Source organism: Marinifilum sp. D714, assembly GCF_030851345.1.
In the GTDB taxonomy this organism is placed as follows: Bacteria; Bacteroidota; Bacteroidia; order Bacteroidales; family Marinifilaceae; genus Marinifilum.
Genome location: NZ_JALPNU010000006.1, coordinates 200,683 through 225,995, shown reverse-complemented (window position 1 = coordinate 225,995; position 25,313 = coordinate 200,683). Strand labels below are relative to the sequence as shown.

Below are 25,313 nucleotides of genomic sequence, written 5' to 3'. Positions count from 1 at the left end.
TCCTTTATTTGGAATTATTCTGTAAAGAAAATTAAACTCTCTTAATAATGTTTTGTTAATTTTATCAAACGAAAGAATAAAACACTTTTACGTTACAGGGCATTTTGAATTGAGCCAATAAAAAATGTGCAACTTATGAGGATGAATGAATCTGAACAAATAGATAAAATAATTAGCGAGTTGAGAATGCACTTAACAGATAAGGTCGAGCATTTTCATTACTCCCGGATTGCTAAAATTCCTTTTAAAGTTCACTCTTTCATAGAAATAATGAATTTAAGAATGCTGGATTTTAGTGAAGCTGCCCAGCTCCTATTAAAACAGGACAAAGTTGTACCGGCAATTCCATTGATTCGTTCATTGTTTGAAAACACAGCAATTACAAGCACTTTGGTTAAAGCAGTGGAATCATCAGTATTAAACAACAAACTGACAAATGATTTTGATGACTTAATCACAAATATCAAATTTGGTACAAGATATAGTGATGAAATAGTATCAACGAATGTTCTAACTCAAATAAACAAATTAGACAAGCAATTTAATGGAATAAGAAAGTATTATGATGCTTTATGCGAATTTACGCATCCGAATTGGGATGGAGTTGAAGGCAGCTATTCAGAGCTTGATGAAATTAACCACTGTACTCATGTTCAAAAAATCATAACGACGGAGCATTCTATGACTGACTTTTTTCAATCGAGTTTCTTATTCGTAATTAGCATCTTTTCTGGTTCCGCAGAATTTATGAGAAATAACCTTCCCAGATTCACTGAAATATGTGAAAAAGACATAAAAATAAACCTAAAATAATAGACTTATGGCATTAGAAGAATGGATAATAAAAGAAGAATTTGAAAAACCAATTAATGGTTATCCATTTAAAATTAAAGCGCGAATTCTTCAAAAAAAATCAAGAAATTCGAGCAAAATTTATCATGGCAGAGTAAGTCACTATTGTAAACCAAGTGAACAAGCTGCTGGAGTAATGAGACCTCATGGTCACGGTAATAACATTGATTCCGTACGCCGAGAACTAAATATCTATATAGACACATTTACTTCGATTGGAGTGGAAGTAAATGAAGACTTTGATAGATTAAAATATTAAAAAACGCCCTGTAACACTGGACATATTGCATTGCGGGGTTCGTGGTGTGTCGTTCGCTGGATTCTCGCAACATCGTTCCGTCCTGCAGGACAGGAACGAGCTCCAAAATCCGCAACGACAGCATGTACCAACCGTTACCATGCATTAAGAGCGACAGCTGCAAATTGACACAAAACAAATAATGAAAAGGACTTATCTATTAATTTTGACTTGCATAATCGGATTAAACTCATTCGGACAAAGATTGAACATTGATGATTTTAAATTTGTCGAGAGCCTACCGGATTGGATTGCTTTTAAGCTTGATGATATAAAAACCGAGAAAGTCTTAATACTTGATAAAGAAATGAATCCTTTTTATTTGGAGACAGACTTAAACGGAGATGATAAATTAGATATAGCTTTTTGTGTTAAGGACAAATTGACCAATAAAAAAGGAATCCTGATTATTCATGGTGGAGATTTTAAAACATTTTTAATTGGCGCAGGGAATAGTTTTGCTCATGTTGGCGATGATTTCAAATTTGTTGAACTTTGGAAAATATTTAAAGATAGAGCAGTTGAATTAATGGAATTCGCTGAAAATGGAGACATTCTTGGAAGCAAAGAAATTAAAATAGAAAATGACGCAATTTTAGTTTCAAAAAGTGAAAGTGCTTCAAACTTGATTGCCTGGCAGAATGATAAATATGTTTGGCTTCATACAGGGGATTAAAGCCCCCTGATGGCGAGAGTGTTTCGCTTGAGTTCTGTTATGCAGAGGAAGGGATATTTTGCATTGGGCAAGGTCTGAGTTTCAAACTCGAACCAGCAAGGATTGATTATTATATCAATCACCAGGTAAAAATAAACCTACTCCTCATTATGGTAGGAAATTTTAGAATGAAAAAACGAAGAGAATGAAAAAGTACCTATTAGTTATTCTAACTTGCTTTGTGGTTTATGGTGCTAGTGCACAGAATTTTCCAAACCAGACTTATCAAAGCAATTACGAGACCATTATGAATCGTACGGAATGGTGGCGACAAGCACGATTTGGAATGTTTATTCATTTTGGAGCCTATGCAGTTCCTGCAAGTGGCGAGTGGTTCAAGTCCAATAAAAAATTGACTACAGAGGAGTACCAGAAATACATCGATGATTTTAATCCTGATTTGTTTGATGCCAGGAAATGGGCAAAGCTAGCCAAAGAAGCCGGAATGAAATATGCCGTGCTTACTGCCAAGCATCATGATGGCTACTGTTTGTTCGATAGCAAATTAACCGATTATAAAATCTCAACTTACATGCCTGAAAGAGATTTGGTGCGAGAGTATTTGGAGGCTTTCCGAGCCGAGGGCTTGAAAGTGGGGCTATATTACTCGGTAATCGACTGGCATCACAAGGATTATCCAAATGTTGGGAACCATCCTCAAAGAGAGGATGAAGAATATGGCAAGCAAAAATTCGATTGGGACAACTATTTAAAATACATGCACGGCCAGGTTGAAGAGCTTGTTACAAACTATGGCAATATTGACATCATGTGGTTCGATTATTCGTTTGGCGAATACAAAGATGAGAAATGGAAATCGCGTGAACTGATTGAAATGGTTCGTAAACATCAGCCTGATATCATACTAAACAATAGATTGGTAGGAGATGGAGGGAGTAGTATTTTTGATGCAGAATATCCGCTCGGCGATTTTAATACACCCGAACAACAAATCCCCGAGGCTCCGGTAAAAGATCAATACGGAAATCTGGTTCCATGGGAAACCTGCCTGACCCTGAATAATAGTTGGGGATATAAAGCCACTGACAGTGATTGGAAAAGCCCACAGCTTGTTATTCACACGCTGGTAAATAGCGTAAGCAAAGGCGGTAACCTACTGCTGAATGTGGGGCCTAATGCAAAAGGAGTTATTCCTGAACCATCAGTCAAGATTTTGCAGGAAGTTGGCAAATGGATGTCTAAAAATGGAGAAAGTATATATGCTTGCGGAATACCTGAATTGTCTAAAACCGATTGGGGCCGTTATACGCAGAATGGCAATAAGTTGTATGCGCACTGGATGTATCCGCATCTTGGGGGAATAAATATAAAAGGCTATGCCGAAAAAACAAAGCAGGTGATATTGTTGCATGATGGTTCCGAGGCACACACATTTACCTCCTGGTGGGGAAATCAGAATAAGGATAATTTCTTCATCAATGTAAAAGACTATCCTCATTTTTCATATCAATTGCCTGATGATATTGATACGGTTTTTAGATTGGAACTAAAAAATACGGAATCGGAACAATAATGTAATTGGTTCACTTAGATAGAGAGAACTTGTGGATTTTAGCTTATAACTTTCACTGGTAAGAGAAAGCATTCGTGATTGGAAAGGTAGGATGAAATGAATGAAAATTAAATCATTAATATACAATGAAAGAGAAAATATTGTTAGCATTTATTGGAATCATTTTTTCATTTACAGCCATCAGAGCACAAAGCCATGCTGATTTGTATAGCAAAGACATTAAGGCTAAAAATTTGAAAGAGCATGTTTACATTTTAGCATCGGATTCGTGTGCAGGCCGAGAGGTTGGAACTTTGGGAATTAAAATTGCTCGAGACTATATTGTTTCTCAGTGGGAAGAAAATGCCGTACTTCAAGCTTATTTTGAAAAGACTTGCTTACAAGCTTTCCCCTTGCTCACTTTTGAAAAGAAAGTGCCCCACTTACAAACCAATAACACAGAGCTTTTCTCTGATAAAGACTTTATGTACTCAGGTTTTTTTGATGATTTCAACAAAGAACTTCCTATTGTTTTTGCTGGATATGGGAGAGAGGAAGACTTTAAAAATTTGGATGTAAAAGGAAAAGCGGTATTTACTTTGAATGATAATCTGAGAGCAGCAATCAGAAATGCCAGAATAGCTAAAGAACATGGTGCAGAATTAAGCATAGTAGCGAATCCGAAAAGTAGTAATCAATTTGAAAGCATTGTTTTACAATTCAAAGATTTTAACAGGTTTAAGAAATGTAAATTGCCCAATGAAGTTGATGTAGATGATGCTATGAAAGGTGTGTTGGATTGCAGGTATATGACCATTAGCTCTAAAAATGTAAAGAAATTAACAGGCAAAAGTATACAGCATTGGAAAAATGAAGCTATAGTGGGTAATGAGTCTATAGGAGAAATAAAACTGTCGGTTGAGCCAATGAAGGTGGATACCATTGTAGAAAACAATGTTGTGGCATATATTCCGGGAACAAATGCAAATGAATCGATTATTGTTGGAGCTCACTACGATCATTTGGGCACGGTAGACAATAAAATATACTATGGTGCTGATGATAATGCTTCGGGAGTATCAGCATTGATAGAACTTTCCAAAGCATTCGAGAAAGCTTATCAAGATGGATACAAACCTGAGAAGAACATCATATTTGCTGCTTTCTCGGCAGAAGAAGCTGGGATATGGGGCTCAAAGTATTTTGCAGATCATCTTGAAAATAAAGAGCAAGTGAAACTCATGATCAATATCGATATGATCGGACGTGCTGATTATCATCATGAGAATGATCCGGGCTACTTCTACTTTATCGGTAAACATCTGGCGGACTCTCTTTATACTCAAGAGAAGCAGCTTAGTAAAAAATACAAGCTCACGTCTAACTATTCATCAATTACAGATTATTCAGATAATAGATCATTCTCGGAAATAGGAATTCCAAGTATTTTTTTCTTCGATGGTAAAAATCATGACTTGCACAAGCCAACGGATACAGTGAATAAAGTCAATTACAAAAGGATGGAGAAAATAAGCAGAATGATTTTTGAATGCATTTGGAGAAATGCACTTGTTAGTAAGAACAATGAATAAAAATACATTATGCTCTCACTCAGAGTGAGGGTATCAATATGAGATGAATGAGAGCCTCACTTATAGTGAGCCCCTCATGTTACATGCAAAATAAATCAAGTTATGGATAGCGAAAAAATAGCCTTATTTGATATGGACGGAACCATTTGTGACTATGTTGGTTCGATGAAATTGGAATTGGAAAAATTGAGAGCACCCAATGAACCAATTGTAGATCCGTTTGTGGTGGGTGATGCACCCGAATATCAATACCTCTGGGACAGGATGGAGTTGATCAAATCAGATGAGAAGTGGTGGGCCAATTTGCCTAAATACCAATTGGGATTTGATATTTTTAAGCTGACCAAAGAGTTGGGTTATCACAATGAGATTTTGACCCAGGCACCAAAGAAGAATCCGGCAGCCTTAGCGGGTAAGTTACAATGGATCATCAATAACATAGATGGGGAAATTGAGTTTACCATGACCCGAAATAAAAGCAGGCATTATGGAAAAATATTGGTGGATGACTATCCTGGTTACATCATTCCATGGCTAAAGCACCGTCCGAGAGGATTGGTTGTAATGCCTTTGAATGAATACAACAAGGGATTTACCCATGAGAATGTGGTGGTGTATGATGGCAACAATATTGATGAGGTGAAAGAGATCATATTGGAGCGAATTGGGTGATTGTTGTTGGGAAATGAATGAAAAAGATCTGATTCTCTCACTTCAAGTGAGGGGATCAGTACACAATGAATAAGAGACTCACTTTGAGTGAGATCCTCATGAATAATTGCTATCTTATCTTTGGAAACGAAATTCTATGAAATCAGTAATCTAATAACTACTAAAAATGAAAAACTACCTAATCATAATACTCTGCTCAGTGGTTCTAATGAGCTGTGGAGACGACAGTGATACACCCAGTGGTCCACTTTTGGAAAAATATAGTATTGAAATTATGGATTATCCACAAAGTGTTTATGTGGGAAAAGACTTTGCGATACAACTTGAATACAGTAGAAAGCATCAGATATCGAAGCGTATTGGTGACTTAATCAGAAGGAGTCCGTCGACGGGTTTTAATTATAGAACTTATGACAAGGTTTATGATGAGCTTGTGTATGACAATGATATTATTACCATTACTAAAAAGTTAACAGCTGATTCTGAATTTACTAGCTGTCTTCCTTTTAAACGCACTCTCTTTTTAGAAAATGGTAAGTTGGTAAAAAAGATAGAGGATAATCGTCATTTAGAAGCATTTGACAATGATACCACTTATTATTATTATAAGAATGAAAGGCTTGAAAAAACCACTTCTCGGGACTTAATTCGGAAGTATGTTTACAATGAATCGGGAAACTTATTGCAGATTAGTACTCAGAATACCTATACCCAAGAAAAAGATACTACCTTCTATTTAGGATATGACAATACTCCTAACCTATGCAAGAATCTATTCATTTTTAAAGAGTGCTTTAATAGATCCTTGTCGACGAATAACTATATTGGGTACATAAAAAAATCGTACGACAGTGATGGTTATTTGGTTGGTACTGTAGAGAGGGAGTGGACTTTTCAGTATGATGATGAGAACTACGTGATATATTAGCTGTTGGATATTAGAGGAAAAGAAATTGCTTGATGATTGTTTGGAAATGAATTCCAAACTTCATTGCTTTTTTGTGCTATCTTGTAAGTAAGGAATCAATTCAAAGATCAAATGCACATCCCCAAACAAATCATATCAGGCGGTCAAACTGGAGTTGATCGTGGTGCTCTGCAGGCAGCACGGGAACTGGGAATTTCCGTTGGTGGATGGTGTCCGCCCAATCGGGAAGCGGAAGATGGAAAGATTCCATTGGAATTTGACTTGACGGAAAGTCCATATGAGCGCAGCAATGCAGCAAGTCATGTAGCACGTTCCCTGCGAACCGAATGGAATGTGCGAGATGCGGATGCCAGTTTGATTTTGATGCCAACTACACATCTTATTGATTCTGGAACGAAATGGACCATTGATTGTTGTACAGCAATGAATAAGCCTTATCTGATTTGTGATCCTCACGAAAAGGAAAACAAGCACATTATTCAAAACTGGCTGAAAGAGCATAGACCATCTGTTTTGAATGTAGCAGGACCAAGTGAATCAAATGCTCCGGGAATTCAGGGTGCTGTAAAAGCTCTATTGGAAAATCTGTTTTCATTGTAAATGTAAGGAGTGCCTCTTTGATGCTCTCACTCAAAGTGAGGGTATCAATATATAATGAATGAGAGCCTCACTTAAACTGAGACCCTCGTGTTATAAGTTGTTCGTTTTTATCCCATAAACTTAAAGCAGACTTCACACTAAGCAAACATTGCAGGAGAAAAGAAAAACGATATTTGCAATGTACTTATGTCTGATTAAAACAGATGAATCATTAGTTTAGGTTATTGTTGTTGTGGGAGCTCTCGTTGGGGGCTCTTTTTTTACAGTCGAACAGTCAAATGGTCCAATAGTCCAACAGTCAAATTGTCTAAATAGGAGAATGTGTGAGGAGTTGGGAAGGATGTGTAAGAACTTGTGTTGAAATGTAAATAGTACTGAAAATCGTACAGCTTAGTGTTCGAAGGCGAACAGATTATGAGCAGAAATACAGTGACGGTATTTTACAATTTATTGATATTTAATGCTAAGTGAATACTGGTGTGGTATTTGAAGCAGCTTGTAAATCAAAACCCAAACTTATGATACGAAACTATTTCCTGATTGCATGGCGCAATTTGTTAAAGAACCGTGTGTTTACCTTGGTAAATATACTTGGACTTGCCATTGGTATAGCTGCATGTTTGTTTATTTCCTTGTATGTGAATTATCACAACAGTTACGATAGTTTTTATGATAATGTGGATGATATTTACCGCGTTAGATGGGAACGACATTCTCAAAAAGGAGATGAAATTCGTTTTGCATCCGCTTGTCCTGCCGTAGGGGAAACTTTTCAAGAGGCATTTCCAGAGGTTGAAGCCGTTGCACATTGTTACAATGCACATGGTATTTTTAGCTATAAGGATAGGGTGTTTCAGGAAGAAAGAGCTTATTGGGTAGACAATGAATATTTAAACCTATTTTCATTCGAGTTTGTTAAAGGAGATCGATCGAAAGCGTTGATTGCAGAAAATTCAGTCGTGATTTCGGAAAGTACAGCCCGAAAATATTTCCAAGCTGAAGATCCTGTTGGTAAACTTATGAAGATGAATAAGGATTTGACTTTGGAAGTGACAGGGGTTTTTAAGGATAGACCTTCAAATGTACATTGTAAAACCGATGTGTTGATTTCTTACAAAACTTTGGCCCGTCATTATGGTCCGAGGGTAATGAAATCGTGGTTGTACAGTGGTTTCTATACATACGTAAGATTAAAAAAAGGAAGCGACCCCAAACTGATTGAGGAAAAGGTTCCTGCTTTGCTAGAGAATAAAATCAGTGAAGTGCTGAAGAAATTCCAGTTGGAAATGTTTTTCTATTTGCAACCTGTTAAGGACATTCATTTGACCTCTCATTATATGCAAGAGCTGGAAACCAATGGCGATAAAAAGACAGTTAGTTTTCTATACATCATTGCTTACTTCATCATACTGATTGCCTGGGTAAACTTCCTAAACTTGTCAACCATATCATACATCGGAAGAGCCAAGGAGGTAGGTCTCAGAAAAGTAGTAGGAGCTTCAAGAAGCAAGGTGATCCTTCAGTTTTTACTGGAGTCTTTGCTCATCAATTTGATTGCAGTAGGTTTGGCTGTGATCTTCATAGAGTTGTTCATGTCTGGATTTAAAAACCTAACAGCCATACCATTGGAATACAGCATTTGGCAGCAATCCTGGTTTTATTGGAACTTGCTGACCATGCTTTTTATTGGGGTATTCATATCAGGAATGTATCCCGTTTGGGGGTTGAACTTTACGGATATGAATAAGATGTTGAAAGGAGAATACCAGGGAAGTAAGTCTGGATTGGTACTTCGCAAAGGACTGGTCTTGTTGCAATTTGTCATTTCCATTGTGTTGATTGCCGGTACCTTAAGTGTGATGATGCAGTTGAATCATATGCACAAGTTGGATCCGGGTTTTAATAAGAATGATATCATTGTGTTGAGTACGCCAATGGTGGGCGATTCTACTTTAATTCACCGAAGAGATGCCTTTAGGGAAGAGCTGGAACGCCATCCGCAAATTAAATCAGTTTCCTATTCTTCTTATGTGCCTGGAGAGGACATCAAATCAAATTTGGGAAGTATTTACCGCGAAGGCGATGAACCCACAGCCAGTAAAAACTACAGGTTGATCCAGGTAAACGAGGAGTTCCTTGATTTGTATGAAATGAAAATGCTAAAAGGAAGAAATTTCTCTAAGCTCCATCTTTCGGATAGTAAGGCTGTGGTAATAAATGAGAAAGCGGCTTACCATTTGGGATATGAGAATCCAGCAGATGCCGTTGGGGAAAGTATATTTTTGAGTAGGGACAAGAGAAAAGTGATTGGTGTGATCAGGGACTATGCACATCAAACTCCTAAGGAAGAACATGAGCCGATTATTTTTCTTACCCAACCTGGTGTTTTGGGCAGCCTGTCTGTAAAACTAGAGGCCCCGGTTTCCAAGAAGCTGATTCATTTCATTGAGGATCAATATCAGACTTTGTTTGATGGGAATCCTTTTAACTACTATGTATTGAATGAAGCTTACGAAGCACAATACCAGGATGATATCAGATTTGGAAAAGTGTTTGGAATATTTGCCTTATTGGGGATTATCATCACCACTCTGGGCTTGTTGAGCTTGTCAGCTTTTACAGCCAATCAGCGCAAAAAAGAAATCGGAGTACGTAAGGTTTTGGGCGCAAGTGTTAAAACCATTCTGCTGATGCTATCGAAGGAATATTTTAGACTTCTGATTATTGCAACAGTGGTAATGTTGCCATTGTTCTACTTTGGCATTCGCTATTGGTTGAATGGCTTTGCATCACAAATGGAAATATCAGTATTGCTGTTTATTGTGCCTGTGTTTGTAGTGGGAATGGTTGCCATTTTAACGGTAAGTTACCAGTCTTACAAAACGGCCAATTTAAATCCTGTGGATTCGATAAAATATGAATAAGGAATAGAAAGTCGAATAGTCAAACAGTCGAAAAGTCGAATAGTCAAAAGGTAGAATAGTAGAAAGGTAATGTGATGCAGAAACCTATTCTCAATCATCTTATTAATCGGTAAAATACAAATAGAAAGCACAGAAGTTTGCACGATTATTATTGTTTTGTACTTTTGAGGTCTGAAATGAGTATATTCTCATTTAGTAGTACTTAATCAAAAGAAAATAAAACAAATATGAAAATTGCAGTACCAGTTACCAGTAACAAACAGGTTGATGGCCATTTCGGACATTGTGAATTTTATAATATTTATACGATTTCAGAGCAAAACGAGATTGTAGGCAGTGAAATAATGGATTCGCCGCAAGGTTGTGGTTGTAAGTCGAATATTGCACCATTATTGGCAGAAGCTGGCGTAAAGGTAATGCTTGCAGGAGGAATTGGTCAAGGTGCCATTAATGTACTTTACAACAATGGTATTGAAGTGGTTCGTGGATGTTCTGGTAATGCCGATGAATTGGTTCAACAATTTATTTCAGGAATGGTAGAAGATAGTGGAGAAACATGTAATCATCAACATGGAGCTGATGGACACTCATGCAATCACTAAAAAAGAAAAAGCGAAAATTTGATGTGTTAATTTGTTCAAATCGAATAATGGATACATCAAACGAACATGAATTTTAGCATTCTAAAATACATACACGAGAATGATTAAATTCATCGAGAGTTCCATCTAGCCAAAAAATGAGATTTAATCAGATGCAAAAAATTGTAGTGTGATTCTCTTTTTTTATTGATTCTGGATGAAAAAATGTCAGCGCAAAGCTTTGCGAAAAATAAGTTTGGAGTCATAAAATTGAATTGAAGCTTACATTTTCAGAAAAAACCTGTAAAAATAATAATATCAGAAGATCAGTTAGTTATGAATTTTATTTAGAATTTATTTTTTGTAAAAATAGGAATTGGGAATCGTAGGATTTGGAAAAAAAAGATTTTTTCACATACATTTGTCGCATAGATTTGTCAGCGTAATCAGATCGAAAGAAGATTGTAAATGTTCGTTGACAAAATTAAAAACAAACAAAAAAAATTACAACATGCGTTTAAGCACAGTCATTATTATTAACGTCATTATTCTTGTCCTTCTAGGACACAGAACGGGGCTTTGCATGTTTAAGTAAACGAATTTAATTCTTACAAAATATCTAAAGCCTCTTCAAAACGAAGGGGCTTTTTTTTGATCAGGTTATTGTATGTTATCATTTAACGTAATCATTATTGTCATTATTATTTCTATCGTCATTATTAGAATGAGGATCAGGGAAGACGTGCATATACAATAACTTCGAAACAAACGAATTTATGAGCGCTCTTCCCAAAAGGAAGGGCGTTTTTTTTGTTTCGACTGCGCTCAGCACAAGTTTGAAGGCGCCAAATAAGTAAGAGATTAAGTGAGAACAAACACAAGATAAACGATTTAACTATTAACCGAAATGTATAAGAAACCGTTACGAAGTAATCAAACCACACAGGGTCGAAGAATGGCGGGAGCCAGAAGCCTTTGGCGTGCCAACGGAATGAAAGAAGAGATGTTTGGCAAACCTGTTATTGCTGTAGTAAACTCTTTTACGCAATTTGTTCCTGGACACGTTCATTTAAAGGATGTTGGCCAGATGGTAAAGCAAGAGATTGAGAAATCGGGCTGCTTTGCTGCCGAGTTTAACACCATAGCCATAGACGATGGGATTGCCATGGGACATGACGGCATGTTGTATTCACTTCCTTCAAGAGAAGTAATTGCTGATAGTGTGGAGTATGTGTGTAATGCACACAAGGTAGATGCCATGATCTGTATCTCGAATTGTGATAAAATTACGCCTGGAATGATGATGGCGGCAATGAGGCTGAATATTCCAACTGTATTTGTATCAGGAGGTCCGATGGAGGCTGGAGAATCGAAAGGTGAAAAGCTGGATTTGGTAGATGCCATGGTAAAAGCTGGAGACGACAGCGTAAGCGATGAAAGATTGCAAGAGATTGAAGAATCTGCTTGTCCAACTTGCGGATCGTGTTCAGGAATGTTCACAGCCAATTCGATGAACTGTTTGAACGAAGCATTGGGATTGGCATTGCCAGGAAATGGTACTGTTTTGGCAACTCATACGAATCGCAAGCGCCTGTTTATGGATGCTGCAAAGTGCATTGTTGAGATTACCAATGCTTACTACAAGGATGGGGATGAGAGTGTTTTGCCTAGATCAATTGCAACATTCGAAGCCTTTAAAAATGCAATGACTTTGGATATTGCAATGGGTGGATCGACCAATACTGTACTGCACCTTTTGGCAATTGCAAACGAGGCAGAAGTTGATTTTACCATGAAGCACATGGATGAGCTATCACGCAAAACACCAAACCTTTGTAAGGTAGCACCAAACTCTGATAAGTATTACATCGAAGATGTGAATCGTGCTGGTGGAATCATGAGTATTCTTGGAGAGTTGGCAGCTGGTGGATTGTTGAATACCAATGTTGGTAGAGTGGATTACTCCACATTGCAGGAAGCCTTGAACGATTACAATCTAAACTCGAATACGGTAAGCGATAAAGCTTTGTCCACTTACCATTCAAGTCCAGGTAAAAAGGGAAGAAACTTGAGCTTTGCATCTCAGAATGAAGTATATGCCGATTTGGATGCAGATCGTGAAAAGGGATGTATCCGAAGCATGGAACATGCTTACACCAAAGATGGCGGACTGGCTGTACTGTTTGGAAATATTGCACCTGATGGTTGTGTTGTGAAGACAGCAGGAGTTGCTGAAGAGGTATTCAATTTTACAGGAAAGGCAAAAGTTTTTCAATCGCAAAGAGATGCTTGTGAAGCCATCCTTACCAAAAAAATAGAAGCTGGTGATGTAGTGGTGATTCGATATGAAGGGCCATCGGGAGGACCAGGAATGCAAGAGATGCTGTACCCAACTTCCTATCTGAAATCCATGGGATTGGGAGCCAAATGTGCACTCATTACCGATGGAAGATTTTCAGGAGGAACTTCAGGCTTATCCATTGGGCATGTTTCTCCGGAAGCAGCAGCGGGAGGAGCTATCGCACTCATTAAAGATGGAGATCAAATTGAAATCAGTATCCCAAACAGAAGTATCAATGTTTGTATTTCGGATGAGGAACTGCAAGAAAGAAAAGCCGAAGAGGAAGCATTCGGAAAAGAGGCTTACCAGCCAAGAGGCAGAGGCCGAGTCGTTTCGAAAGCACTGCAGGCTTATTCAAAACTAGTCTCCTCGGCAGACAAAGGAGCGATACGACAATTGTAATGGAACAGCAAAAAACGAACAAAATGGAAACAGCAACAAAAGCAGAAAATATCAAGGAGATGAATAATACAGGTGAAACCTTATCTGGGGCAGAAATACTGGTTCGTAGTTTAATACAAGAAGGTGTTGATACCATGTTTGGATACATCGGTGGTGCCATCATGCCTGTTTACGATGCTTTATACGATTATCAGAAAGAACTAAAACATTATATGTCGCGCCATGAGCAAGGTGCAACTCACAGTGCACAGGCTTATGCAAGATTGACCAAGAAACCAGGTGTTTGTTTTACCACTTCGGGACCGGGAGCAACAAACCTTTTGACTGGTTTGGCTGATGCTTATTTGGATTCAACTCCAATGGTTGTAATTACAGGACAGGTTCCTAGTGGTTTATTGGGATCAGATGCATTCCAGGAAACCAATATGGTTGGACTTTCGATGCCAGTTACCAAATGGAATTTCCAAATCACAAAAGTGGAAGAGATTGCAGAGGTAATGGCAAAAGCCTTTTACATTGCACGCACAGGACGTCCGGGACCTGTATTGATTGATATCACTAAGGATGCACAGGTTCAGAAAACTGAATACAAGTATGAAAGATGTAAAGGGATTCGTTCGTATCAGCCGGTACCAAAGCTAAATATGGGTGAGATATCGGCGGCAGCTGAATTGATTAATTCTGCCAAGAAACCAATGATACTTGCAGGGCAGGGAATTTTATTGTCGGGAGCAGAGCAGGAGTTAATGGAGTTTGCTGAAAAGACGCAAACACCAGTTGCTTGTACCTTATTGGGCTTGTCATCATTCCCTACTGATCATCCATTGTATGTTGGAATGTTGGGAATGCATGGGAACTACGGTCCCAATATGAATACCAATCAATGTGATGTTTTGATTGCCATTGGAATGCGTTTCGATGATCGTGTAACTGGGGATACATCGAAATATGCCAAGCAAGCAAAAATCATTCACATCGATATTGATAGATCTGAGCACAACAAAAATATAAGCGTTGATGTTCCGGTATTGGCAGATGCCAAGCAGGCATTAACGGAATTGAATAAAGTGGTAAGGGGGTCGGAACGTGAAGAGTGGATGCAGTCTTTCAAAGATTATTATCAGTTGGAGTATGAGAAGGTAATTGAAAATCAAACGCACTCATCTCGAGAGAGAATTAATATGGCTGAGGTAATTGATTGCTTGTCGGAAAAAACAAATGGTGAGGCAGTGCTTTGTACAGATGTAGGGCAGCACCAAATGACCAGTGCAAGGTATTACAAGTTCAAGAATCCGAATACACAGGTTACCTCTGGTGGATTGGGAACTATGGGCTTTGGCATGCCAGCAGCAATTGGAGCTCAAATTGCAGATCCAAATGCAACCGTTGTTTCGGTTTCGGGTGATGGTGGTTTCCAGATGACCATTCAGGAATTGGCAGTAATTCGCCAGTACAAATTGCCGGTAAAGTCGATTGTATTGAACAATTCATTCCTTGGAATGGTGCGTCAGTGGCAGGATTTATTCTTCGAACAGCGATTCTCATACACAGAGATGGACAATCCTGATTTTGTGAAAATTGTAGAAGGATACGGCATTAAGGCCAAAAGGGTAAGCAAGCGTGAGGAACTACAGGATGCGATTCAGGAGATGCTTGACTTTCCGGGAGCTTTCTTCCTTGAAGTGGTTGTAGAAACGGAAAGCAATGTATTGCCAATGATTGCTCCGGGCGCTGCAGTATCTGAAATGAGACTGGAATAATTGGTAATTAAGAATTAATAATGAGTAATAAAAGATTGATTATACAATCTGTAAATAATCTAACTATTTAATACTAGTTACTAAATATCAAAGAATATGAAAGAGTATACAATAACGGTTTTTTCCGAAAATAATATAGGATTGTTGAATGAGGTAACCATAGTTTTCTCTCGTCGCAAAATCAATATTGAAAGCTTAACAGTTTCAGAATCAGAAGTGAAGGGAATTTCTCGATACACCATTGTAGCTTTTATGGATGAGAGCAAAGTAGAGAATGTGGTGTTGCAATTGGAGAAGATCATCGGTGTTTTTAAGGCACTTTATTTTGAAGCAGAAGAGATTGTTCATCAGGAAGTAGCATTGTTTAAAATTGCAAATTCTTCCAAGTTGAATGGTAATTTGGAAGCTTTGGTAAGAAATCAGAATGCAAAAATTTTGACTGTAAATCCTGAATTTCTTGTAATAGAAAAAGTGGGTTATAAAGCCGAAAATCAACAGCTTTTTAACGAATTGGAACAGTATGGAGTGTTACAGTTTGCGCGTTCAGGAAGAGTGGCAGTTTCTTGTTTGCAAAAGGATTTCACCAAATATTTAAAAGAGTTTGTTGCTTAGTAATGAGCAATGTATTAATAGAAAAGTACTAAAATAGAATCTAATAAATTAACCATGATTTTGGACTTGGAAAATTTAAATTCAAGACCAATATCTAATAATCTTAAATCAAAATGGCAACAATTAATTTTGGCGGTGTAGAAGAACAAGTAGTAACTCGTGAAGAATTTCCATTGGATAAAGCTCGCGAAGTATTAAAAGATGAAACCATTGCAATTATTGGTTATGGTGTACAGGGGCCAGGTCAATCACTAAACCTAAAAGATAATGGCTTTAATGTAATCATTGGTCAGCGTAAAGAATCAAAAACTTGGGATAAGGCCGTAGCCGACGGTTGGGTTCCGGGAGAAACGCTTTTCGAAATTGAGGAAGCTTTAGAGAAGGCAACGATCATTCAATACTTGCTTTCGGATGCTGGACAGATTGCTGTTTGGCCAACCGTTAAGAAATATTTGACTCCAGGGAAAGCATTGTATTTCTCGCACGGATTTGGAATCACATATAAAGAACGTACAGGTATTGTTCCTCCAAAAGATGTTGATGTAATCCTGGTTGCACCAAAAGGATCGGGAACCAGTTTAAGAAGAATGTTCTTGGAAGGTAGAGGTTTGAATTCTTCTTATGCAATTTTCCAGGATGCAACAGGAAAAGCTTTCGATAGAGTGGTTGCATTGGGTATTGGTGTTGGTTCAGGATACCTTTTCGAGACTACGTTCAAGAGAGAAGTATACTCAGACCTAACAGGTGAGCGTGGTACATTGATGGGATGTATTCAAGGTATTTTTGCAGCCCAGTATGAAGTCCTTCGTGCCAATGGTCACTCTCCATCTGAAGCTTTCAACGAAACTGTTGAGGAATTGACTCAAAGTTTGATGCCATTGGTTGCTGAAAACGGTATGGACTGGATGTATGCGAATACTTCAACTACAGCACAACGTGGAGCTTTGGATTGGTGGAAGCCATTCCGTGATGCTACCAAGCCAGTTTTCGAAAAACTGTATAAAGAAGTTGCTGCTGGTAACGAGGCACAACGTTCTATTGACTCAAATAGTGAAGAAAACTACCGTGTGAAGTTGGAAGAAGAATTGAAGGAATTACGCGAAAGCGAAATGTGGCAAGCAGGAACAGCTGTTCGTAAGCTTCGCCCAGAAAATAATTAGTGCAGTTAGTTAGGTAAAGCAGAAATTGTGTGAATGGGAGGGTAAAATGTATTGCGTTTTTACTTTTTCCATTCACATGATCGCTCAAAACTCACTTTTTGAAACGGCTTGAATATCCCATATTTAGATTTGTTGAAACAAGATTTAATTTAAAGTAAATGAGGAGGGTATGGCTGAAGGTTCAGCGAAAAAAATAAAATTGGATTGCTTTGAATATCGTAGCCTGTTGAGATAAATTGTTTTCTCTCATTCTTATTAGTTCTTAGGTTTGTTGCAGCATAAAAAAATCAACTAAAACATTAACACAGAAACAAAACGATGATGTACGCAAGTTCATTTATTATTGGTTTAATTCTCATTCTTGATCTCATTATTATTAAAAGATCGAGTAGGAAGACTGTGTTATAATCTGAGAAATATAAAATGATCATAATACAAAGTTCTTCCAAGATGGAGGAACTTTTTTTTTACAGCAAAAACTAAGAAACGGGTGAAAGATTATTGATAGAATAATTTTTTAACCGTTTCACTATTAACCAAGTTATCAAAACACGAAAGAAATGAGTGATAAGTTATTTATTTTCGACACTACATTGCGCGATGGTGAGCAAGTGCCAGGTTGCCAATTGAATACTATTGAAAAGATTGAAGTGGCAAAAACACTTGAGGCATTAGGTGTTGATGTAATCGAAGCAGGCTTTCCGGTTTCAAGTCCAGGGGATTTTCAGTCGGTCGTCGAGATCGCTAAAGCAGTAAGTAATCCAACCATTTGTGCGTTAACACGTGCGGTTGAAAAAGACATTGATGTTGCTGCCGAGGCGCTCAAGTATGCTAAACGAGGAAGAATCCACACGGGAATTGGAACTTCACCATATCATATCAAATCAAAATTAAATTCAAATCCAGATGAAATTCTTGAACGTGCGGTTCGTGCGGTAAAATACGCAAAGCGATATGTTGAGGATGTTGAGTTCTATGCAGAAGATGCAGGTAGATCGGACAATGAATATTTGGCCAGAGTAGTTGAGGCGGTAATTGCTGCAGGTGCTACGGTAATTAATATTCCAGATACCACGGGATATTGTCTTCCAGCAGTGTATGGAGCTAAAATCAAATACTTGATGGAGAATGTGTCTAACGTTCACAAGGCGATTCTTTCTACTCACTGTCACAACGATTTGGGAATGGCAACAGCCAACTCATTAAGTGGTGTAATTAATGGAGCTCGTCAGGTTGAGGTAACCATTAACGGTATTGGAGAACGTGCAGGAAATACTTCTTTGGAAGAAGTTGTGATGGCTATTAAAACACATCATGATTTGCCATTGCATACTGATATCAATACCAAGGAAATTTATGGAGCAAGTCGTTTGGTATCCTCATTAATGAACATGCCAGTACAGGCCAACAAGGCAATTGTAGGTAGAAATGCATTTGCTCACTCTTCGGGAATCCACCAGGATGGAGTTTTGAAAAACAGGGAGAACTACGAAATTATTGACCCGGTTGAAGTGGGTATTCAGGAATCAGCAATTGTATTGACAGCTCGTAGTGGTCGTGCAGCTTTGAATCACCATTTGGAACAAATGGGTTACAATTTGGCAAAGGAAGAATTGGATGAAGCCTATTCTAATTTCTTGGTGATGGCCGATCAGCGCAAGAATTTGAGCGAGAAAGACCTTGCAGAGTTGATGGGTGAAAAAGAGAACTTGGACAAAACGGTGGAGTTGGAATTGTTGCAGGTTGTTTCAGGTAAATCAACCATTCCGATGGCGACGGTTCACCTTAAAATTAAAGGAGAAAGTTGTGCCGCAACTGCCGAAGGAAATGGTCCAATCGATGCTTGTTTCAATGCAGTGAAGAAGTTGATCAAGCAAAAATTCACCTTAGGAGAGTTTCTGGTACAGGCCTTAACCCGAGGAAGCGATGATCTTGGAAAGGTTCACGTTCAGTTAGAGCACAATGGTAGGGTAGTATACGGCTTTGGAGCCAATGTAGATATCATTACCGCTTCGGTTGAAGCATTGGTAGATTCACTTTCAAAAGTGGTATACTAAATTAATAAAGAATAATTGATTGTCTCACTTTTGATGAGATAAGCAAAATCCAAAATGAAAAATAATAAATAAGCCAATGGCACTATGCTAAAGGCTATCAGCTAAAAAGAAATGGAACCAAAAACATTATTTGATAAAGTTTGGGATGCTCACGTGGTTGAGAAGATCGATGGAGGTCCTAGTGTATTGTATATCGATAAACACCTTATACATGAGGTAACAAGTCCGCAGGCATTTGCTGGTCTTGAGGCTCGTGGCTTAAAAGTTTTCCGACCAGAAAAAACCGTTGCCACTCCCGATCACAATATTCCAACTGTAAATCAGCACTTGAAAATTGAGGATGATTTATCAAGAAATCAGGTAGAAACTTTAACAGCAAATTGCAAAAAGAATGATATTACCCTTTACGGATTGAATCATCCAAAGAATGGTATTGTTCATGTGGTTGGACCAGAATTGGGACATACGCAACCAGGTATGACTATGGTTTGTGGAGATAGCCACACTTCTACTCATGGTGCTTTTGGAGCTGTTGCTTTTGGTATTGGTACTTCGGAAGTTGAAATGGTTTTGGCTACACAGTGTATTCTTCAACCTAAGCCAAAGAAAATGCGCATAACCATTAATGGAGAGCTACAAAAAGGCGTTACAGCTAAAGATCTTACCCTATACGTGATTGCTCAATTGGGAACAGGTGGAGCAACCGGATATTTTGTGGAGTATGCAGGATCTGCAGTACGCAACTTGACCATGGAAGGCAGAATGACGGTTTGTAACATGAGTATTGAAATGGGGGCTCGTGGTGGAATGATTGCACCTGATGAAACCACTTTCGAATATGTAAAAGGTCGTGAGTTTGCTCCAAAAGGTGAAGATTGGGACAAAGTGCTTGCCAAATGGAAAGAATTAAAGACCGATGAAGGTGCTGTGTTCGATAAGGAATACACATTCAAAGCAGAGGATATTGAACCAATGTTGACTTACGGAACAAACCCGGGAATGGGAACAGGAATCTCTGGTAACATTCCAACGGCTGAGGAAGTTGAAGTATCGGAATTGCCTACATTCAAAAAATCATTGGAATACATGGGCTTTGGATTGGGTGATAAACTACTTGGCAAAAAGGTAGACTATGTATTTGTTGGAAGCTGTACCAATGGTAGAATCGAAGATCTAAGAATGTTGGCATCTCTTGTTAAAGGCAAGAGAAAAGCTGATTCGGTAACCGCATGGATTGTTCCAGGTTCCAAGCAAGTGGAAAAACAAGCTCAGGAAGAAGGATTGGTCGAAATATTGGAAGAAGCAGGATTTGAATTGCGTCAGCCGGGATGTTCGGCATGTTTGGCCATGAATGATGATAAGGTTCCTGCAGGGAAATACAGTGTTTCTACATCGAACAGAAATTTTGAGGGAAGACAAGGTCCGGGATCAAGAACGCTATTGGCGAGTCCGCTAACAGCGGCAGCTGCTGCAGTTACTGGTGTAATCACCGATCCTAGAGAATTGTTTTAATAAAATATTTACAAATATTTTTTAGCTGAAGGCTTGTGGCTGAAAGCTAATCGCTTAAAAGATAAAAAAATGCCAATAGATAAATTTACCGTATTAGAGTCGAGTTATGTACCTCTTCCAATCGAGAATGTAGATACGGATCAGATAATTCCTGCACGATTTCTTAAAGCAACCAGTCGTGAAGGATTCGGAGAAAACTTGTTTAGAGACTGGAGATTTAATCCGGATGGATCAGCGAATGAGGATTTCGTTCTTAATGACTCAAAGTATTCAGGACAAATTTTAGTTGCAGGTAAAAACTTCGGAAGTGGTTCTTCAAGAGAACACGCAGCATGGGCTGTTCACGATTATGGATTCAAGGTAGTAGTTAGCAGTTTCTTTGCTGACATTTTCAGAAACAATGCACTAAACAATGGCGTGTTGCCGGTAGTGGTATCTCCTGAGTTTTTAAGCAAAGTGTTTGCTGCTGTTGAAGCAGATAACAACCAGAAACTAGTTGTAGATCTTGAAGAACAAAGCATATCACTTAATGGTGAGAAAGAGGAGTTTGAAATCAATCCTTACAAGAAAAACTGCTTGTTGAATGGATTCGATGATATCGATTACCTCCTGGATAAGAAAGAAAACATAGAAGAATTCGAAAAATAGTTAATGTGTAGCTGAGTTAATGTGTTAATGAGTAAGAATATTGCTTAAAAAAATATCTGTAGTAGGATATCAACTCATTAAACCGAAACCTCATTCACTCAGCCCTCATTCACTCAATCACTAATAAAAAATGAACGAACTGCGTAGCTTAGAAATAATGGATACCACCCTTAGGGATGGTGAGCAGACTTCGGGAGTTAGTTTCAATGCCGACGAAAAGTTGGGTGTGGCTAAGCTCTTGCTGCAATCCGTTAAAGTAGATCGATTGGAAGTTGCTTCCGCGAGAGTATCAGAAGGAGAATTTCAGGCGGTAAAACGAATTACCAAATGGGCCGAAAAACATGGTATGATTGATAAAATCGAGGTACTTGGATTTATTGATGGGAAAGCTTCGCTGGATTGGATTTACAAGAGTGGTGCACGTGTAGTAAACTTGTTGTCGAAAGGCTCATTAAAGCATTTACAGGGACAGTTGCGAAAAACTCCCGGGCAGCATGTTCAGGATGTAAAGGATGCCGTTGCTTACGCAGAAGAGTTAGGCATAAAGGTGAACCTTTACCTGGAAGACTGGTCGAATGGAATGCTGACTTCGAGAGATTACGTTTGGTACCTTTTGGATGAATTGCAAAATGATAACATTCAAAGATTCATGTTGCCTGATACTTTGGGAGTAATGAACCAGGTTCAGGCTTTCGATTTTTGCTATGCTTGTCGCGAAAGATATCCAAAACTTCATTTCGATTTTCATGCTCATAACGATTACGATTTGGCTCTGGCCAATGTGTATTCATCGGTGTTGGCTGGAGTAAACGGAATTCATACCACAGTAAACGGTTTGGGTGAGCGAGCTGGAAACGCTCCTCTGGCTTCGGTGGTAGGAGTAATTAAAGATCACTTATCGCGACAAATCAATGTAAACGAGGAAAAGATCAATACGGTAAGTCGTATTGTTGAAACTTTTTCAGGCATTCGAGTTCCTGCTAACAAACCATTGGTGGGTGAGAATGTGTTTACGCAAACCTGTGGTGTTCATGCCGATGGTGATTCCAAGGATGACTTGTACTTTAACCGATTAATGCCTGAGCGATTTGGTCGCGAACGAAAGTATGCATTGGGGAAAACATCAGGTAAGGCAAATATCAAGAAAAACCTGGAAGAGCTGGGAATGACACTGGAAGAGGAAACCATGAAAAAGGTAACTCAGAAAGTAATTGAGCTTGGCGACAAGAAAGAAACCGTTACCACAGAGGATCTTCCTTACATTGTTTCTGATGTTTTGAATCAGAGCATGGAAGAAATGCCAATTGTAATCAAGCATTATTCCTTGTCTTTATCGAAAGGAATGAGGCCTTTTGCATCTGTGAACCTTGAAATTAACGGACAAATGCACGAAGGAACGGCATCGGGCGATGGACAGTACGATGCTTTCATGAATGCAATTTGGTCGGTGTACGAACAGCTGGGAAAAGATAGACCGGTATTGAAGGATTATTTCGTGAGGATTCCTCCCGGAGGTAAAACCGACGCATTGGTAGAAACCTTAATTACCTGGGATTTTAATGGAAAAGAGTTTAAAACTCGAGGACTGGATCCCGATCAGGTGGAAGCAGCGATTAAAGCAACAGCTCGAATGTTGAACCTTTTGGAGCAACAAAACAATGTAGAATACAAAAAAATAAAAACAGAATAACTTAAAAACAATGGCTTACAAAATAGCAGTATTACCAGGAGATGGAATTGGTCCTGAAATTGTAGAGCAGGCAAAGAAAGTATGCGACGCAATCACAAAGAAATTTGGACATGAATTTGAATATACAGAGGCTTTGGTAGGAGCTACCGCGATTGATCAGGTAGGAGATCCTTATCCTGCTGAGACTCATGAATTGTGTATGAATTCGGATGCGGTACTTTTTGGTGCAATTGGTCATCCAAAGTTTGATAACGATCCTTCGGCTAAGGTTCGTCCAGAGCAGGGACTTTTGAAAATGAGAAAGACCTTGGGTTTGTATGCGAATCTTCGTCCGGTGAATACTTTTAAATCATTAATTCACAAATCACCATTGAAAACCGAGTTGGTTGACGGTGCCGATTTTATGTGTATTCGTGAATTGACAGGAGGAATTTATTTTGGTCGTCCGCAGGGAAGAAGCGAAGATGGACAGACTGCATACGATTCATGTGTGTATACGACAGAAGAAATCGAAAGAATCATTCGATTGGGTTTTGAATATGCCGGAAAAAGAAGAAAAAAGCTGACCATTGTTGATAAGGCAAATGTATTGGCAACTTCAAGATTATGGAGAGAAATCGGACAGAAGGTTGCTCCTGATTATCCGGATATCGAAGTGGAATACATGTTTGTTGATAATGCTGCTATGCAGATCATTACCTGGCCAAAGCGTTTTGATGTAATGGTTACCGAAAATATGTTTGGAGATATTCTTACAGATGAAGCAAGTGTGATTTCAGGTTCAATGGGAATGTTGCCATCAGCATCAATTGGAGTACACACTTCTGTGTTCGAGCCAATTCATGGATCGTATCCACAGGCAGCAGGCAAGAACATTGCCAATCCATGTGCAACGGTACTTTCTGCAGCCATGATGTTCGAATATGCATTTGGCATGATGAAAGAAGGGGCTTTGATTCGCGAAGCAGTTGATCAGTCGCTGGAGACAGGTGTAGTTACCGAAGACATTGCCGATGGTAAGAAAGCTTACTCCACATCAGAAGTAGGTGATTGGTTGGCAGAATATATAGAAAAAGCATAAAAAAAAGCGATCAGCAAACAGCAGTTAGCTATCAGAAAGTAATGGAAGCTGGTTGCTGTATGCTCTTTAACCAAAGGGGGAAAAGTGACAACAAAAACAGAATATTATTATCCAAAAATGGCAGATATTGTGAAGGCCGGTCGAACGGTGCAGGAAGTGGTAGAAAGCACTCCAGTATTGAAGAACATGAACCTGTCTGTAAAATATGATGCCAATATCCGTTTAAAACGTGAAGATCTTCAGATGGTAAGGTCTTACAAAATAAGAGGTGCTTACAATAAGATTTCTGGTTTAAGCAAGGAACAACTCCAGAAAGGGATTGTTTGTGCCAGCGCTGGCAATCATGCACAAGGTGTAGCATACTCTTGCAAGAAATTGGGCTGTTCAGGAGTAATTTACATGCCGGAAACCACACCGCGTCAAAAAATCAAACAGGTAAAAATGTTTGGTGGCGAGTATGTTCAGGTAATCCTAACTGGTGATACTTTCGATGATGCATCAAACAAAGCATTGGCTGATGCGGAAGAGCATGGAAAAACCTTTATTCATCCTTTCGATGATCCGAAAATTATTGAAGGACAGGGAACCATCGGTCTTGAAATCCTGCAAGATTGTCCGGATCCTATTGATTATATTATTGTGCCAATAGGTGGAGGAGGTTTGGCTTCGGGACTTGGAGCATGGATAAAGGAATTTAGTCCACAGACCAAAATTATTGGTGTAGAACCAGAGGGTGCTCCATCAATGAAAATGGCATTCGAGAAAAAGGAGAATGTTTCTCTGGAAAGTATCGATCGATTTGTGGATGGTGCTGCAGTGCAAAAAGTGGGAGACTTAACCTGGCGCATTTGCGAAAAGGTATTGGATGATGTGGTCGTGATTCCTGAAGGATTGATTTGTTCTACAATTTTAAGGTTGTACAACGAAGATGCGATAGTAGCAGAACCTGCAGGAGCATTATCGATTGCTGCTTTGGAATTGATATCGGATCAAATAAAGGGTAAGAACGTGGTTTGTATACTAAGTGGTAGCAATAATGATATCACAAGAATGGAAGAAATCAAGGAACGAAGCTTACTGTATGAAGGTTTGAAGCACTACTTCATTGTTCGTTTCCCTCAACGATCAGGAGCATTAAAAGAGTTTGTAAATGATGTTTTAGATCAGGGGGATGATATTACGCACTTTGAGTATTACAAAAAGCACAGTAGAGAAAAAGGTCCAGCTGTAATTGGGATAGAAGTCCGTCAACCAGACGATCTAAAGCGATTACAAGAACGAATGACGGAAAGAAACTTTGTGTTTGAGTACCTGAATGATAAGACTGATTTGTTTCAGTTCATAGTTTAATATTCAATGTTTATAACGATTAAAA

At 38.7% G+C, this 25,313-nt stretch carries 20 protein-coding genes; all 20 read left to right on the top strand.

Features of this window, described 5'->3' with window-relative positions; genetic code table 11:
* Positions 1-135: 135 nt before the first annotated feature.
* The 20 genes from M0051_RS08685 (at position 136) to ilvA (ending at position 25,288) form a co-directional block, all read left to right on the top strand.
* Positions 136-813 (top strand): hypothetical protein, encoded by a 678-nt coding sequence (locus M0051_RS08685; protein ID WP_306741141.1) that lies wholly within the window; start codon positions 136-138, stop codon positions 811-813.
* Between the two features lie 7 nt (positions 814-820).
* Positions 821-1,111, top strand: a complete 291-nt coding sequence (locus M0051_RS08680) for a hypothetical protein (RefSeq protein ID WP_306741140.1) — start codon at positions 821-823, stop codon at positions 1,109-1,111.
* Positions 1,112-1,292: 181 nt separating this feature from the next.
* Positions 1,293-1,826 carry a hypothetical protein gene (locus tag M0051_RS08675; protein ID WP_306741139.1) on the top strand — a complete coding sequence of 178 codons (534 nt, stop codon included), beginning with the start codon at positions 1,293-1,295 and terminating at the stop codon, positions 1,824-1,826.
* A gap of 184 nt (positions 1,827-2,010) precedes the next feature.
* Positions 2,011-3,399 (top strand): alpha-L-fucosidase, encoded by a 1,389-nt coding sequence (locus M0051_RS08670; protein WP_306741138.1) that lies wholly within the window; start codon positions 2,011-2,013, stop codon positions 3,397-3,399.
* A 125-nt stretch (positions 3,400-3,524) separates the two neighbouring features.
* Positions 3,525-4,970, top strand: a complete 1,446-nt coding sequence (locus M0051_RS08665) for a M20/M25/M40 family metallo-hydrolase (RefSeq protein ID WP_306741137.1) — start codon at positions 3,525-3,527, stop codon at positions 4,968-4,970.
* A gap of 102 nt (positions 4,971-5,072) precedes the next feature.
* Complete coding sequence (locus tag M0051_RS08660) at positions 5,073-5,642, top strand: hypothetical protein (RefSeq protein WP_306741136.1); 570 nt, start codon at positions 5,073-5,075, stop codon at positions 5,640-5,642.
* Positions 5,643-5,808: 166 nt separating this feature from the next.
* Positions 5,809-6,570 (top strand): hypothetical protein, encoded by a 762-nt coding sequence (locus M0051_RS08655; protein WP_306741135.1) that lies wholly within the window; start codon positions 5,809-5,811, stop codon positions 6,568-6,570.
* Positions 6,571-6,681: 111 nt separating this feature from the next.
* Positions 6,682-7,170, top strand: a complete 489-nt coding sequence (locus tag M0051_RS08650) for a putative molybdenum carrier protein (RefSeq protein ID WP_306741134.1) — start codon at positions 6,682-6,684, stop codon at positions 7,168-7,170.
* A gap of 518 nt (positions 7,171-7,688) precedes the next feature.
* Complete coding sequence (locus M0051_RS08645; protein WP_306741133.1) at positions 7,689-10,094, top strand: ABC transporter permease; 2,406 nt, start codon at positions 7,689-7,691, stop codon at positions 10,092-10,094.
* A gap of 227 nt (positions 10,095-10,321) precedes the next feature.
* Positions 10,322-10,696 (top strand): NifB/NifX family molybdenum-iron cluster-binding protein, encoded by a 375-nt coding sequence (locus M0051_RS08640; protein WP_306741132.1) that lies wholly within the window; start codon positions 10,322-10,324, stop codon positions 10,694-10,696.
* Positions 10,697-11,582: 886 nt separating this feature from the next.
* Positions 11,583-13,418, top strand: coding sequence for a dihydroxy-acid dehydratase (gene ilvD, locus M0051_RS08635; RefSeq protein ID WP_306741131.1), 1,836 nt, complete (start codon positions 11,583-11,585; stop codon positions 13,416-13,418).
* 23 nt (positions 13,419-13,441) lie between these two features.
* Positions 13,442-15,178, top strand: coding sequence for a biosynthetic-type acetolactate synthase large subunit (gene ilvB, locus M0051_RS08630; RefSeq protein ID WP_306741130.1), 1,737 nt, complete (start codon positions 13,442-13,444; stop codon positions 15,176-15,178).
* A gap of 96 nt (positions 15,179-15,274) precedes the next feature.
* Positions 15,275-15,790: an acetolactate synthase small subunit gene (ilvN, locus tag M0051_RS08625; RefSeq protein WP_054718418.1), complete on the top strand. Its 516-nt coding sequence runs from the start codon at positions 15,275-15,277 to the stop codon at positions 15,788-15,790.
* Between the two features lie 113 nt (positions 15,791-15,903).
* Positions 15,904-16,950 (top strand): ketol-acid reductoisomerase, encoded by a 1,047-nt coding sequence (gene ilvC, locus M0051_RS08620; protein ID WP_306741129.1) that lies wholly within the window; start codon positions 15,904-15,906, stop codon positions 16,948-16,950.
* 560 nt (positions 16,951-17,510) lie between these two features.
* Positions 17,511-19,007 (top strand): 2-isopropylmalate synthase, encoded by a 1,497-nt coding sequence (locus M0051_RS08615; RefSeq protein WP_306741128.1) that lies wholly within the window; start codon positions 17,511-17,513, stop codon positions 19,005-19,007.
* Positions 19,008-19,118: 111 nt separating this feature from the next.
* The gene (gene leuC / locus M0051_RS08610; protein ID WP_306741127.1) at positions 19,119-20,519 is read left to right on the top strand and encodes a 3-isopropylmalate dehydratase large subunit; all 1,401 of its coding nucleotides are present in this window, start codon (positions 19,119-19,121) and stop codon (positions 20,517-20,519) included.
* A gap of 69 nt (positions 20,520-20,588) precedes the next feature.
* Positions 20,589-21,167, top strand: coding sequence for a 3-isopropylmalate dehydratase small subunit (leuD, locus tag M0051_RS08605; RefSeq protein WP_306741126.1), 579 nt, complete (start codon positions 20,589-20,591; stop codon positions 21,165-21,167).
* 130 nt (positions 21,168-21,297) lie between these two features.
* The gene (locus M0051_RS08600; RefSeq protein WP_306741125.1) at positions 21,298-22,857 is read left to right on the top strand and encodes an alpha-isopropylmalate synthase regulatory domain-containing protein; all 1,560 of its coding nucleotides are present in this window, start codon (positions 21,298-21,300) and stop codon (positions 22,855-22,857) included.
* Between the two features lie 10 nt (positions 22,858-22,867).
* The gene (leuB, locus tag M0051_RS08595; RefSeq protein ID WP_306741124.1) at positions 22,868-23,938 is read left to right on the top strand and encodes a 3-isopropylmalate dehydrogenase; all 1,071 of its coding nucleotides are present in this window, start codon (positions 22,868-22,870) and stop codon (positions 23,936-23,938) included.
* A gap of 84 nt (positions 23,939-24,022) precedes the next feature.
* Positions 24,023-25,288 carry a threonine ammonia-lyase gene (ilvA, locus tag M0051_RS08590; protein WP_306741123.1) on the top strand — a complete coding sequence of 422 codons (1,266 nt, stop codon included), beginning with the start codon at positions 24,023-24,025 and terminating at the stop codon, positions 25,286-25,288.
* Positions 25,289-25,313 lie beyond the last annotated feature (25 nt).

Bases quoted from the DNA above. Each gene is read 5' to 3' on its own strand.
- M0051_RS08685 (WP_306741141.1), top strand. From the start codon at position 136: ATGAGGATGAATGAATCTGAACAAATAGATAAAATAATTAGCGAGTTG.
- M0051_RS08680 (WP_306741140.1), top strand. From the start codon at position 821: ATGGCATTAGAAGAATGGATAATAAAAGAAGAATTTGAAAAACCAATT.
- M0051_RS08675 (WP_306741139.1), top strand. From the start codon at position 1,293: ATGAAAAGGACTTATCTATTAATTTTGACTTGCATAATCGGATTAAAC.
- M0051_RS08670 (WP_306741138.1), top strand. From the start codon at position 2,011: ATGAAAAAGTACCTATTAGTTATTCTAACTTGCTTTGTGGTTTATGGT.
- M0051_RS08665 (WP_306741137.1), top strand. From the start codon at position 3,525: ATGAAAGAGAAAATATTGTTAGCATTTATTGGAATCATTTTTTCATTT.
- M0051_RS08660 (WP_306741136.1), top strand. From the start codon at position 5,073: ATGGATAGCGAAAAAATAGCCTTATTTGATATGGACGGAACCATTTGT.
- M0051_RS08655 (WP_306741135.1), top strand. From the start codon at position 5,809: ATGAAAAACTACCTAATCATAATACTCTGCTCAGTGGTTCTAATGAGC.
- M0051_RS08650 (WP_306741134.1), top strand. From the start codon at position 6,682: ATGCACATCCCCAAACAAATCATATCAGGCGGTCAAACTGGAGTTGAT.
- M0051_RS08645 (WP_306741133.1), top strand. From the start codon at position 7,689: ATGATACGAAACTATTTCCTGATTGCATGGCGCAATTTGTTAAAGAAC.
- M0051_RS08640 (WP_306741132.1), top strand. From the start codon at position 10,322: ATGAAAATTGCAGTACCAGTTACCAGTAACAAACAGGTTGATGGCCAT.
- ilvD (WP_306741131.1), top strand. From the start codon at position 11,583: ATGTATAAGAAACCGTTACGAAGTAATCAAACCACACAGGGTCGAAGA.
- ilvB (WP_306741130.1), top strand. From the start codon at position 13,442: ATGGAAACAGCAACAAAAGCAGAAAATATCAAGGAGATGAATAATACA.
- ilvN (WP_054718418.1), top strand. From the start codon at position 15,275: ATGAAAGAGTATACAATAACGGTTTTTTCCGAAAATAATATAGGATTG.
- ilvC (WP_306741129.1), top strand. From the start codon at position 15,904: ATGGCAACAATTAATTTTGGCGGTGTAGAAGAACAAGTAGTAACTCGT.
- M0051_RS08615 (WP_306741128.1), top strand. From the start codon at position 17,511: ATGAGTGATAAGTTATTTATTTTCGACACTACATTGCGCGATGGTGAG.
- leuC (WP_306741127.1), top strand. From the start codon at position 19,119: ATGGAACCAAAAACATTATTTGATAAAGTTTGGGATGCTCACGTGGTT.
- leuD (WP_306741126.1), top strand. From the start codon at position 20,589: ATGCCAATAGATAAATTTACCGTATTAGAGTCGAGTTATGTACCTCTT.
- M0051_RS08600 (WP_306741125.1), top strand. From the start codon at position 21,298: ATGAACGAACTGCGTAGCTTAGAAATAATGGATACCACCCTTAGGGAT.
- leuB (WP_306741124.1), top strand. From the start codon at position 22,868: ATGGCTTACAAAATAGCAGTATTACCAGGAGATGGAATTGGTCCTGAA.